This window comes from Streptococcus infantis (assembly GCF_047464155.1).
GTDB classification, from domain to species: domain Bacteria; phylum Bacillota; class Bacilli; order Lactobacillales; family Streptococcaceae; genus Streptococcus; species Streptococcus infantis_U.
In genome coordinates, this window is record NZ_JASHCL010000002.1 from 21712 (window position 1) to 34015 (window position 12304).

At 39.0% G+C, this 12304-nt stretch carries 9 protein-coding genes; 1 reads left to right on the plus strand and 8 read right to left on the minus strand.

Going from position 1 to position 12304, the window contains the following annotated elements; translation table 11 throughout:
- Positions 1 to 199: 199 nt before the first annotated feature.
- The 8 genes from QM810_RS04405 to QM810_RS04440 all read right to left on the minus strand — a co-directional run bounded on the left by QM810_RS04405 (position 200) and on the right by QM810_RS04440 (position 10532).
- Positions 200 to 835 (minus strand): sugar transferase, encoded by a 636-nt coding sequence (locus tag QM810_RS04405; RefSeq protein ID WP_414253995.1) that lies wholly within the window; start codon positions 833 to 835, stop codon positions 200 to 202.
- Between the two features lie 51 nt (positions 836 to 886).
- Positions 887 to 1579 (minus strand): tyrosine-protein kinase, encoded by a 693-nt coding sequence (locus QM810_RS04410; protein ID WP_414253996.1) that lies wholly within the window; start codon positions 1577 to 1579, stop codon positions 887 to 889.
- 10 nt (positions 1580 to 1589) lie between these two features.
- Complete coding sequence (locus QM810_RS04415) at positions 1590 to 2282, minus strand: CspC family polysaccharide chain length determinant protein (protein WP_414253997.1); 693 nt, start codon at positions 2280 to 2282, stop codon at positions 1590 to 1592.
- An 8-nt stretch (positions 2283 to 2290) separates the two neighbouring features.
- Positions 2291 to 3022, minus strand: a complete 732-nt coding sequence (gene cps4B, locus QM810_RS04420; RefSeq protein ID WP_414253998.1) for a capsular polysaccharide biosynthesis protein Cps4B — start codon at positions 3020 to 3022, stop codon at positions 2291 to 2293.
- A 1-nt stretch (position 3023) separates the two neighbouring features.
- Positions 3024 to 4472 (minus strand): LCP family protein, encoded by a 1449-nt coding sequence (locus QM810_RS04425; protein WP_414253999.1) that lies wholly within the window; start codon positions 4470 to 4472, stop codon positions 3024 to 3026.
- 195 nt (positions 4473 to 4667) lie between these two features.
- Positions 4668 to 6626 (minus strand): peptide ABC transporter substrate-binding protein, encoded by a 1959-nt coding sequence (locus QM810_RS04430; protein WP_414254000.1) that lies wholly within the window; start codon positions 6624 to 6626, stop codon positions 4668 to 4670.
- A gap of 159 nt (positions 6627 to 6785) precedes the next feature.
- A complete protein-coding gene (locus QM810_RS04435; RefSeq protein WP_414254001.1) occupies positions 6786 to 8753 on the minus strand; it encodes a peptide ABC transporter substrate-binding protein in 1968 nt (655 codons plus the stop codon).
- Positions 8754 to 8921: 168 nt separating this feature from the next.
- The gene (locus QM810_RS04440; protein WP_414254002.1) at positions 8922 to 10532 is read right to left on the minus strand and encodes a glycoside hydrolase family 13 protein; all 1611 of its coding nucleotides are present in this window, start codon (positions 10530 to 10532) and stop codon (positions 8922 to 8924) included.
- A 151-nt stretch (positions 10533 to 10683) separates the two neighbouring features.
- Here QM810_RS04440 and QM810_RS04445 point away from each other — a divergent pair, with 151 nt between their 5' ends.
- Positions 10684 to 12168: a DUF1846 domain-containing protein gene (locus QM810_RS04445; RefSeq protein WP_178894609.1), complete on the plus strand. Its 1485-nt coding sequence runs from the start codon at positions 10684 to 10686 to the stop codon at positions 12166 to 12168.
- Positions 12169 to 12304: the final 136 nt, after the last annotated feature.

Sequence of the window (12304 nt, forward strand, 5' to 3'; positions counted from 1 at the left end):
AATCAAACACTCGCACCCTAGTTTCATAGAGTTCACCTAAGAAACTAGTTGACTCTTTTGCCATGTTTCTAATAGACTACTCTGATTATATAACTTCGGAAGAATATTCTAAAACATGACTACCAGTATTTGATTTCGTATCAATTCCATTTTAAATTCATCAACAGATCATAAAATCCTAACAAAACATATCTGTTATTTAATGAGCCCCTTTTCCTGACAAAACTTGCTTAATGGTTAGTAAAAATATCTTTACATCCAATTTAAAAGATTGATTTCTAGGATAGTACAACTCCATCTCGCAACGCTCAGGATAATAGACTTCACTTCTCCCAGAAACTTGCCACATGCCTGTTATCCCTGGTTTGACTGAAAGCAGAAGCTCCTGTTCCTCTTGGGAATATTCTTCTAATTCCTTATCAAGGATTGGTCTAGGTCCTATAAAGCTCATTTCACCTCGCAAAACATTTATAAACTGAGGAAATTCATCAATACTCGTTTTTCTAATAAAATTCCCAATAATCGTTAAGCGCGGATCTTCGTTAGGAGGCAACTTGTAGCTGTTATCAATATATTTCTGATGCAGCTCTCTATTGGCCAAGAGAATTTCTTCAGCATTCTCAACCATTGAACGAAACTTAATGATTTTGAATTTTTTTCCATTCAAGCCTACTCGGTATTGAGTAAAGAAAATGCTACCCTTATATCCTTTTGCTTTATATATGATGAAAATAATCACGGAAGCTGGAAAGGCTAATACAATAGTTCCAACCAATCCAATCAAAAAGTCTGCAAGTTGCTTAAAACTTTTGTATAAGACTTCACTAATCTCCACTTAAACTTCACCTACTTTTCATATAATCTTCTTTTCAAAATCTACTTTTTCTTATTTTTTCCCATAGGAACCGTAGTTCCCGTATGATCCGTAAGAACCATATTTTTCAAGCTGGATATTAAATTTATTCAGAATAACTCCTAAGAATGGTGTTCCTGTTTGCTCTAACTGGTCTTTAGCTTTTTGAACTTCTCTCCGTTTTGTTGCAGAGGCTTCAGTTACCAGGATAGAGGCATCACATTTTTGTACGATAATAGCCGCATCAATGACAACACCGATAGGGGCTGTATCCACAATGATATAGTCAAAGTATTTGCGTAAAGTCTCAATCATTGCTTCAAATTTGTCACTTTGAAGAAGGGCAGTTGGATTTGGTGAAACAGCACCAGATTGAATGACAAACAAGTTTTCCACATTTGTTTCGCACAAACCGTGCGACAAATCTTTGGTCCCTGATAAGTAGTCTGTTAAACCTGTAATCTTTTCTCGAGACTTGAAGACACCTGACATGACTGAATTACGAATATCGGCATCGATAAGGAGTGTCTTATAACCTGCACGTGCGAAAGCCCAAGCAATATTGGTGGAAGTTGTAGACTTCCCTTCTCCAGGTCGAACCGAAGAAAGTGCAATCACTTTGAGACCATCCCCACTCAACTGGATATTGGTACGTAGAGCATTATAATACTCTTCAGCTTTTTTTACAGAGTTTAATCGTTGTTGTGATAATTCTAACTTTGCCATATTTCCCTCTTTACTTTAATTTCTCAAGATTTGGAATAACACCCAAAAGTGAGAGGTGCATAACTTCTTCGATGTCTTCTGGACGCTTCACTCGATCATCCAATAATTCGACTAAAAGCACAACAACTATAACAATTCCTACACCTGCTATAGTGGCCATCATTGTGTTTCGACGAATATTTGGTGAAGATGGAGATGTTGCAGGTCTTGCTTCCTCAAGTGTTGTCACATCTGACACTCGTGTTACTGAAATAATCTTCTGAGCCGCTACTTCTCGTAGAGCGTTGGCGATACGACTTGCTTCTTCAGGATTGCCATCTCGAACTGAAATGGATACGATACGAGTATCTGCAGGAACTGTTACTGAAACTTTTTTCCCAAGAGTTTTGGCATCAATGGTTAAATTTTGATCAGCCACCACTTTTTCAAGTACATCCTGTGAGAGGATGATTTCACGGTAGTCTTTTACCAAGTATGAACCTGCCTGCAAATCTTGGTTAGTCAAACCTGGTTTATCTGCTTGGTTACGATTGACAACATAGATGCGTGTGGTACTAGCGTACTGCGGCTTAATCACAAACGAGCTATAAGCAAACGCTGTTACGCCTGCTACTAGCGCAACTAAGGCGATGAGGAATTTTCGTTTCCAAAGCACTTTTACTAATTGAAATACATCAATTTCAAATTTTTCTTGTTCTTTCATCATTTCTCCTAAATAAGTTGATCATTTATAATTTTTGATGGATTTGTTATAAAAAGCTCACGAGCTTTTCCTGGTCCATATTTTTTAGCAATAAGTTCATAAGCTTCTCTCATATAAGGTGGACGATTATCCAAATTGTGCATATCGCTAGCCACTACATGTACTAAGTCCTTGTCCAAGAAATACCTAGCACGTTTTTTCATAAACTTGTAGGTGTCACCAAATAGTCGCGGTTTTAATACACTCGAGCTATTAATCTGCATATAGCAGCCCATATTGATGAGCTCTCTAACTTTTTTCTCATCATTTTCCAAGGTGTGATAACGCTCAATATGAGCAACCACAGGTGTAATCCCCGACATTAGAACTTTTGTCAAGGCGCTATGAATATCTCTGTAGGGTGTATTCATGCTAAACTCGATCAAGGCATAACGAGTACCATTGAGTTTTGGGATGATGTTTTGCTCAAGTTTTTCTATAACATCACTTGAAAAATAAATCTCAGCTCCGTATACTACATTCAAGTCTGGAGCAACTTCTCGAGCCAACTGTTTGACTTCGCTAAAATTAGCTGCAATTTTATCTTCTGGTGTTTCAAACATCCCTTTTCGACGATGAGAGGTCGAAACAATGGTTCGAACACCTTGTGCATAGGCTTCCTCAAGAAGAGCCTTGCTATCAGCTCGATTTTTAGGCCCATCGTCAACATCGAAAACAATATGCGAATGAATGTCAATCATCTTATTTTCCTTCCATGGTATCTTTAATGGCCGCCTTAACAGTCTCCAAGCTCGTTGGATCAATTTCTAACATGTAAAGATTGCTATCTGGCATGGCGTAAGACGGAAGACCCATACGTCCAGTCCCTTTCAAATCTTGATTGGTAACGGTATATTTCCCACCGCTTGCTAATTGAGTATTTACAAGACTAACCATTGTTTCTGGTGGCATATTGGTCTGGATAGAATCCTGCAAACTTTGAATGATGCTGTCGTAATTTTTCAGAGCTTCCGCCGAGGTTAATTTCTGAATAATCGCCGCAATGACTTTTTGTTGGTTACGACCGCGATCCCCATCACCGTTCGTCAAGGAGTAGCGTTCACGAACAAAACCTAAAGCCAGTTCTGAATCAAGATGGATATTTCCAACCGGGTAGTGTTTGCCATTTGTATGTGCAGTAAACTCTTGGTCATTATAGACATCAACGCCACCGAGAAGATCAATCAACTTCAAGAAAGAGGTGAAATTTAGACGAGCATAGTAGTTCAAGTCGATACCATAAAGATTTTCTAAGGTATGGATAGAAGCATCTACACCATAGATACCCGCATGCGTCAACTTATCGTTTTGGTTATTCCCGCCATCTGCGATAGGAACGTAGGCGTCTCGAGGAGTTGTCGTCAAAAGAATCTTCTTGGTATCCTGATTAACTGTCATGATGATATTGACATCTGAGCGCGAAACAGAACTGATCGGACCATAGGTATCAATCCCGCTGACATAAACATTGAAGGAATTTCCTGTAGCAACCTTAGGCGCTTCCACTTTCTTTGTCAAATCCTTAGTATAGATTTTCTTAATTTTTTTAGCATGGTCAGGATATTCCTGTTCAATTAGATTTTCAAAAACGCCATTCAAGACAATCGCTTTGGTTTCTCCATTTATCAAACTCTTATAGGATGCTAGGTAAGAAGAAGCTTCCTCAACTGTCAATTCCTTACTTTGAGTTGCTTTAATGTCATCTATCAATTTTTGAATATTCTCACCATCTGTTCCTGTTGGAGCAGTTACACTGGATAATTGAGAAACATTATTGATTTCACTGTCAGCTAGTACCGCCACACTCATAGAGTAGCTTGAATAATTTGACGTTGCATTGAATTGATTGGCAAGTCCTACAAATCGATTTACAGCTACCAAAGCTACAGAGCTGAATAAGACAGAGAGCAATAGCACTATCAAAGTGAAAATCTTGGCTTTGCGCTTAACTATCAACAACAGGGATAACAAAGCTACGAGCACTAAGACTACTGCCAAGATAACATTAAAATAACTGACCGCTAAAATCTGATATCTAAAAATCAAAAACAATAAAAAAGAAGCTAGAGCAGCATAGATTAACAACAAACCTACATTTAAACTCTGCTGAAACTTACTAGATTTACCTTTTTTAATGCGTCTACTTTTCATGAAACACCTCTACAAAACATTTTAAGTTAATTATATCATAAATTGTCTCTCAAGGCTATCCATACCAGTCAAGGAAACGTTTACTTTCCAGAAAGTATTTTCGTTGTTTATATTTATTATTGCTTTTGATACCTTTTGTGCTCCCAAAATACAACTATAATAAAAAATAGAGCTCTTAAAAAGCTCTATTTTTTATTATTTAACGTGACTTTCGAATTCTTTTTGACTCTTTTCGACTGAGTTTTTACGTTCTTGTTCCCATTTGGCTTTAGCTTCGTCAAATTGAGCAGTTGTTACCACTTCGGTTTGCAATTTCATGTACTTATAGTTACTTCCAGTACCTTTGATTCCGACAAGTGAGTAAGCTCGTGTAAATGGTGTCACACGTGTTACTGAAGCTCCACCACCGTTTGAATTTACAGGGAGCAATAGCGAACTATCAATCAGCCAAGCTTGTGCATCTGCATAATTTTCATAACGTTTGGCTACGTCTGTATTTTCTGCATCTGCCACTTTCAATTTTTGAGTATATTGGTCCAATCCGACACTTGTAATCTTATCAGTATCCTTGCTTGGATCAAGTCCTAAAATCTTGAGATAGAATCCATCCTCAGCATTGAAAGGATTGAGATAAGTCGATGGATCTTGGTAGTCTGCAGACCAACCATCCAAGTTCAAGTCATAGTCATGATCAGCTGTGGTTGGCGCTTGGAATGTCGCATTAGCATAGTCTTCTGTTGAAATTTGAACGACATCAATCACTACATTTTCCGCCCCAAGAGTTGATTCGACAGATTGTTTAAGCGAATGAATCTTTGGAAGCAAGGTTTTGTTAACTTGGTCTACAGGCAAGTCCAAATGAATTGGGAAGGTCACACCTTGTGCTTCTAATTCTTTCTTAGCCTCTGCAAACTGAGCTTGTGCTTTTTCTTTATTGAAGTAGCCGTCTTGAGCGTCATCAAGATTCATATTTGACCACTGCGTACCGTAGTTTACCAACTTAGATGCGACTGTTTCACCAAAAGTCTTGTCACCTACTTGCACGAAAGTTGGTGGCACAAGTGTGTTACGAAGAGTGTTTTTAGCTGCTTCTTCTCCATTAGACTGAGCCGAATAAGCTGTACGGTCAATGGCAAAGTTGATTGCTTGACGGAAATTTTTATTTAAAATCGCAGCTTGGGTAGCTTGTTTTTGCTCATCGCTAGTCTTAGCTGTATGATTGTATGTTTGGCGATTAACGTTAAAATTATAGTACCAAGAAGTCGCATCCTGTAAGCTATAGACGATATTGTCCTTGTATTTTTCCTTTGTCTTAGCAAAGTTTGAACTGTTTGGATAGACTCCTGCAGATGAGTAAGCACCACTTTCAAAGTTACGAATCGTCATATCTTGATCAGAACCATCAACATAAGCCAACTTAACTCTTTCAATCGTCACTTTTTCTTGGTCATAGTAATGAGGGTTCTTCATGTACTCGAGTGATGATTTTGATGTGAATTCTTTTAACAAATAAGGACCACTGTAGAGAATGCTATCTGGTTTTAATTCCCCAAATTCTTTACCTTTAGAAGTCAAGAATTCTTCATTGACTGGAAAGAGGATACTATTGGTTGTTTTAGAGTTCCAGAATGGTTCTGGACGTGTCAAAGTATATTGGACAGTGTAATCATCTACAGCTTTCACACCAACATTTGAAAAGTCAGTATTTGCGCCTGTCACATAATCATCTAATCCCTTGATTGAGTTCTGAATCAAATCAAGCGCTTGACTCTTGTTATCCGCTGCATACTTGATACCTGTGACGAAATCTTGTGCTTTAATTGGGGCGTATTCTTCCCCGTCAGCCGTGAACCATTTAGCATCCTGGCGAAGTTTGTAGGTATAAGTCAAACCATCCTTTGAAACACTCCAATCTTCTGCAAGAGCAGGAATAAGATTTCCATAATTGTCATTTTCAAGCAAACCATCCACCAAGTTGGTTACAACAGCAGTATTATCTCCAGAGTAGTCCAACAGGTAGTTAAAGGTTGTTGGGTCAGCACCAAATGTTGACGAGTAGGTTTTAGCATCTGTCGCTGTTTTACCACATGCCGTCAATAAGACCGCCGCGGCAAGCGTCAACCCCGCTCCAATCAGTCGTTTTTTGAGTTTCATGATTCATGTTCTCCTTATATGTTAGGTTTTATGACATATAACCATTTTATCAAATTCTGCCCCAAAAGTAAAGTTATATACTAATCGATCTCTCATCGGCAATAAAACAAAAAAAGAAATCCAGCTTAAAAACTGGATTTCTTTACTCATTGGCAAAAGCTATTTAACGTGGTTTGCTAACTCTTTTTGGTATTTAGCATTTGTTTCAAGTTTTTCTTTTTGCCATTTTTTGAGAGCTTCTTCGTATTCTTTAGTGGTCACAATATCATTTTGCAACTCTAAACCTTTAAATACAAACGGATCTCCCTTGATACCAACTTGAGAGTAGGCTTTCGAGAATGGTACTGTACGACTAACTGTAGGAGAACCTCCTGAAGACGCTACAGGAATGAGGAGTGAGCTATCAGATACCCAAGCCTGTGCTTTGGCATATTTTTCATAGCGTTTGTTAAGGTCGGTTGTTTCTGATGCTGCATCATCCAAGAGTTTCTTGTACTCATCAAGACCAACTTGAGCCATGACTTCTGTATCTTTACCTTTTGTGATACCCAAGTGTTTAAGGGCAGAACCCTTCTTAGCATCCAGGATATTAAGATAAGTAGCTGGATCTTGATAGTCTGGTCCCCAACCAGTTCCATTCAAATCATAGTCTTTCTGTGAAGGAACCTTAGCTTGAGAAGTAATACTCATTTTCTCATTATCTGTCATTTGAAGGACATCGATGACAACATTTTCAGTTCCAAGTGCTGCTTCGACAGATTGTTTGAGGGAGTTGGTTTGTTGAACAGCAATGACATCTGTTTGTTCAACTGGAATATCCAAATGGATTGGGAAGGTTACGCCCTTAGCTTGCAATTCTGACTTGGCTTTTTCAAAAGCAGCTTTTGCTTTTGTTGGATTGTAAAGAGTGTCTTTACCATCTGTCAAAGCTACATCTTTCCACTGGTCTCCGTATGTTACCAATTGTTCTTGAGCCAATTCACCGAAGGTCTTTTCACCGACCTGAACATAGTCATAAGGTACAAGACTGGTACGGATAATCTTGTCCGCTCCTTCTTCACCATTCATCTGAGCAGAATAAGAATGACGGTCAAGAGCAAAGTTGATTGCCTGGCGGAAGTTTTTATTGAGAAGTGCTTCTTTTGTAGAAGTCTTTTGTGCTTCATCTGTCTTAGCTGTTTTATTGTAAGACTGACGATTTACGTTGAAAGTAAAGTAATAGCTAGTTGCTTCTTGCGGGCTATAAACAATCTTATCCCCGTATTCCTGCTTAGTTGAGTCAAAGTTTGAACTTGTTGGGAAGAGACGAGCTGTTGTGTAGGCTCCTGATGAGAAACTACGAATCAATGATTCTTGGTCAGATCCATCGTAGAAAGTAAGTTTGACGTGGTCAATCTTAACATTGTCTTTATCCCAATAATTTGGATTTTTTTCGTACTCGATCACTGATTTTGAAGTGAAGTTCTTTAAAATATATGGTCCATTGTAGAGAATACCTGAAGGTGTTGCTGCACCATAATCTTTCCCTTGAGAATTTAGGAATTCTTCATTAACTGGGAGCATAGTCGCTGTTGTTACCTTAGAATTCCAGAAGCTTTCTGGCTGGTTTAAGGTGTATTGAACAGTGTAGTCGTCAATTGCTTTAACTCCAACTGTTGAGAAGTCATTGCTTTCACCACTGACGTATTCTGCCAAACCTTTGATAGAATCTTGGATAAGAGTTAGACCATCTGACTTACCATCAGCAGCATGCTTCAAACCAGTCACAAAGTCTTGAGCCTTGACCTCAGCGTACTCTTCCCCTTCAGAAGTATACCATTTGACACCTTTACGTAGCTTGTAAGTATAAGTCAAGCCGTCTTGTGAGACTGACCAATCTTCGGCAAGCGACGGAATCAAGTTCCCGTATTTGTCATTTTCCAAGAGTCCGTCGACCAAGTTGGCGATGACGTCTGATGTTGAACTTTTACTAGTAATGCTATAGTCCAATGTTGTCGGATCGATGGCATATACGTATGAAAATGTTGTCGGAGCATCTGCTTTTTTCTCAGCCTTGTTACAAGCCGCTAAAAGTAGAGCTGCGCTCATCGTTATCCCTGCTATTGCAAGCCACTTTTTCGATTTCATCGGTATTCTCCTTTAAAATACTATTTTTCACCATTATACCCTATTTTCATATAAAAGCAAGGGTTTTCATGGAATTTTTTAGAAAATTCAAACTAATATTTTTTAAAGAAATTTCTACACTTATTTTAGAAAAAAACTCAAGCATCTTAGATACTTGAGTTTCTGGTTTTAATCAGCTAGTTCGACACAGAAGGCATCCCATGGAGCCAAGGTCTGTGTAGCTAAAACTTTTTCTACTGAGGTATTTTCAATCAAGTTAGACTTAACTGACTCTTCTACTGCAAACTCTTGCTTTTGGTTGGATAAATTGGCCACAACTAGGAAACGACGGTCTCCATCTCTACGGATATAAGCAAAGACTTTTTCAGCCGTATCAAGAAGTTCAAAGTCAGCACGAATCAACCAGCTATTTTCCTTACGAATTTCTACCAGTTTTTGATAAGTGTAAAAGATTGATTCTGGATTTGCTAAAGCTTCTTCTACATTTATCTTCGCATAGTTTGAATTGACTGCAAGCCAAGGTTGACCATCTGAGAAACCAGCATTTTTTGTCCCATTCCACTGCATTGGGGTACGGGCATTGTCTCGTCCAATCACACGAATGCTATCCATGATTGCTTCCATTGGAACACCTTTTTCAAGAGCTTCACGCGCATAGTTGAGGGATTCAATATCCTCTACTTGATCCAAGCTTTCAAACGGGAAATTGGTCATCCCGATTTCTTCCCCTTGGTAGATATAAGGCGTCCCTCTCATGAGATGAAGTAAGATTGCATACGCTTTGGCAGATTTTTCACGGTAGTCTTGGTCATTTCCCCAGATAGAGACAATACGAGGGAGGTCATGATTGTTCCAGAAAAGTGAATTCCAGCCATCTTCAACTCCCAACTCTGTCTGCCATTTGTTGAAAATCTCTTTTAACTTCCCAACATTTAGCTCTTTTTGGTACTGCCACTTAGGTTGCCCTTCCTGATACTGAAGACAGATATGTTCAAACTGGAAGACCATAGACAGTTCTTGTCCTTTAGGATCTGAATAGAGTTTAGCGATCTCTGGTGTTGCTCCCCAAGTTTCCCCTACTGTCAAGAGCTCTTTATCGCCGAAAGTAGCTTGATTCATTTCCTTGAGATAAGGGTGCAACATGGGACCATTATTTACAACTTTCTCATCCGGAATCTTTCCGATCATATCGATTACGTCCATACGGAAACCACCGATTCCCCTATCAATCCAGAAGTTCATCATCTCATAGATTTTTTGTCGGAGTTCTTCATTTTCCCAGTTGAGGTCTGGCTGCTTCTTACTGAAAAAGTGGAGATAGTATTGACCAGACTTTTCGTCATATTGCCAGGCAGAACCACTAAAAATAGACTCCAATTCATTAGGTTCATCCCGCCAGATATAGTAGTCTCGCTCAGGACTATCAGGATTTTCACAAGCTTCGATAAACCAAGCGTGCTCATCTGATGTATGATTGACCACCAAATCCATAATGATTCGGATATCTCGTTTTTTAGCCTCAGCAATCAGCTCATCCATATCTTCCATGGTTCCAAAGATAGCCGCAATATCTTGATAATTGGCAATATCATAACCATTATCGTCCATAGGACTGTCATAAACAGGAGAAAGCCAGATTGCTGTAATCCCTAGTTTAGCTAGATAGTCAAGCTTACTAGTAATCCCAGGCAAATCACCAATCCCATCTCCATTGCTATCCTTAAAACTTTTTGGATAAACTTGATAGACGACTGCGTTATGCCACCATTTTTCTTGCATCTTTTTACCTCTTTTAATATTCACTTTATTCCATCATAGACTTTTTATCATTTTTATGCAAGCGTTTGCTTCATCTTTTTTTCTCACTTTTGCGACTCTCTAGTTTCTAATCTTCTAATTTTTTTATATAATAGAAAATAGAGGTAAAAAAATGAAAAAACAAGCTTTTAGTTCTGAAAAATATCTAAACTTACAACGCGACCATATTTTGGAGCGTATTCATCAATTTGACGGCAAACTATACTTGGAGTTCGGGGGCAAGATGTTGGAAGATTTCCACGCCGCCCGTGTCCTTCCTGGATATGAGCCGGATAACAAAATCAAACTCTTGCAAGAGTTGAAAGAACAAGTCGAGGTTGTCATTGCCATTAACGCTAGCAATATCGAGCACTCAAAAGCTCGTGGTGACTTGGGTATCTCTTACGACCAAGAAGTGCTTCGTTTGATTGATAAATTTAACGAATTGGGTATCTTTGTTGGCTCTGTGGTTATCACTCAATACGCTGGTCAACCTGCAGCCGATGCTTTCCGTAATCAATTAGAAAAAAATGGGATTGACTCTTATCTTCACTACCCTATCAAGGGATATCCGACAGATATGGATCACATCATCTCACCTGAAGGTATGGGGAAAAATGACTATATTAAAACTAGTCGCAATTTAATTGTCGTGACTGCTCCTGGACCTGGTTCAGGTAAGTTGGCAACTTGTATGTCTAACATGTACCACGACCAACTGAATGGCATCAAATCTGGTTATGCTAAGTTTGAAACCTTCCCAGTATGGAACCTTCCACTGCATCACCCAGTCAATTTAGCCTATGAAGCTGCTACGGCAGACCTTGACGATGTCAATATGATTGACCCATTCCATCTCCAAACTTACGGAGAAACAACAGTCAATTACAACCGTGATATTGAAATTTTCCCTGTTCTTAAGCGTATGCTCGAACGTATCTTGGGTGAGTCTCCTTATGCATCTCCAACTGACATGGGTGTAAATATGGTTGGTTTTGCAATCACTGATAACGATGCTGCAATTGAAGCATCAAAACAAGAGATTATCCGTCGCTACTATCAAACAGTTCTCGACTTTAAAGCCGAAAAAGTTGCTGAGTCTGCTGTCAAGAAAATCGAACTTCTCATGAATGATCTCGGCATCACACCAGCTGACCGTAAGGTAGCTGTTGCTGCTCGACAAAAAGCTGAAGAAACAGATGGACCCGCTCTAGCACTTGAGTTACCTTCTGGTGAAATTGTCACTGGTAAGAACTCGGAACTCTTTGGTCCAACAGCTGCTGCTGTGATCAATGCAATCAAAAAGTCAGCTAATATCGATGCTGAAACCAAGTTAATTGAACCAGAAGTGGTGAAACCAATCCAAGGTTTGAAAATCAATCACTTAGGTAGTCGCAATCCACGTCTTCATTCTAACGAGATTCTCATCGCTCTTGCAATTACAGCTATGCAGAATCCTGATGCAGACCGTGCTATGAAAGAACTCGGAAATCTCAAAGGTAGCGAAGCTCATTCTACGATCATCTTAACGGACGAAGATAAGAATGTTCTCCGTAAATTGGGAATTAACGTAACCTTTGATCCCTACTACCAATACGACCGTTTATATCGTAAGTAGATTGAAAACTAGTAAGAACTTCTTATCAAGTATCACCCCTCTTCGATAGATTTCGAATCTCTCTTAAGGGGTGACTTTATTTTATGATTCTGACGATTTCCGACTATCTTCTTTTCTAAATTATTCTAACATTACT